The organism is Nocardia sputi (assembly GCF_023501985.1).
In genome coordinates this window covers 1-672 of the sequence record NZ_JAMFLC010000078.1, presented here as the reverse complement: position 1 = coordinate 672, position 672 = coordinate 1, and the positions used below count along the sequence as shown (strand labels likewise).

The window sequence follows — 672 nt, the reverse complement described above, 5'->3', positions numbered from 1 at the left end:
TGCCGACCGCGACCGCGAACCGGGCCGGCCCCAACGCCGACAGGCGCCCCGCCGTCTTCGCAGCGCCCACCTTGTAGGCCTGCTCGAGGCCCGCGCGCATCAGCGCGACCCTGCCTCGGCCCTCGACCAGCATCGACTCCACCACCGGCGCTGCCGCAACCTGAGCGGCCGGACCAGCCGCCGCCGCTGCCGACACCGCCCTGATGATGCGCCAGGCCAACTCCACACCGAACGCGAACATCACACACAGCGTCTTCTCCGCATCGTTGGCGGCCGCGTGCGCTTGATCGGCCAAGGCCAGCGCTTCCTCCCGCAGCCTGACCGCGCCCTCCCGATGCAACTGCAATATCTCGCGCAGTCGATCACCCAGCGCACCGAGCGAATCCTCCTCCGCCAGGAGAGTTTGCGCGTCCTGCGCATAACCGTTCATGGCGGCCGCTTCCGCCCGCAGCTCCGCGGCCATCCGCCGCATCCCGGACAGGTCGGCACGCGGCAGGTCTCCTCCGAAGACCACCAGTTCGATCGGGCGCCGCACCGCAGGAGTCAAGCCCTCGAACAAGGCACGCAGCTCCACGACCGAGTCCAGCGCCCACGAACCGTCCACCGCCACCGCCTACTTCTGCCGCGACGTCGCGTCGACCAGCACCGCGTGCAGTGCCCGCGCCTGCACGC

At 70.8% G+C, this 672-nt stretch carries 1 protein-coding gene; it reads right to left on the bottom strand.

Going from position 1 to position 672, the window contains the following annotated elements; all coding sequences use genetic code 11:
• The coding region (locus M8859_RS36695) for a hypothetical protein (protein WP_249645683.1) at positions 1-604 on the bottom strand (604 nt) is incomplete at its 3' end.
• Between the last annotated feature and the right edge of the window lie 68 nt (positions 605-672).